The following is a 266-nucleotide window of genomic DNA, read 5'->3' as shown; positions in this document are numbered from 1 at the left end:
GGGTGCAAGCGTTAATCGGAATTACTGGGCGTAAAGGGTGCGTAGGTGGTTTGATAAGTCAGATGTGAAATCCCCGTGCTTAACCTGGGAATTGCATTTGATACTGCCAAACTAGAGTGTGGTAGAGGTAAGCGGAATTCCCGGTGTAGCGGTGAAATGCGTAGATATCGGGAGGAACATCAGTGGCGAAGGCGGCTTACTGGACCAACACTGACACTGAGGCACGAAAGCGTGGGTAGCAAACAGGATTAGATACCCTAGTAGTC

General features: G+C 50.0%; 1 rRNA gene. It reads left to right on the top strand.

The features are described 5' to 3' along the window. Nucleotides 1–266 (top strand): 16S ribosomal RNA (locus ACTHSL_RS13725); the annotation flags it as partial.

The organism is Neisseria sp. P0008.S010 (assembly GCF_051962715.1).
In the GTDB taxonomy this organism is placed as follows: Bacteria; Pseudomonadota; Gammaproteobacteria; order Burkholderiales; family Neisseriaceae; genus Neisseria; species Neisseria elongata.
Note: the sequence above shows the minus strand (reverse complement) of the source record. Positions and strands in the feature narration are given on the sequence as shown.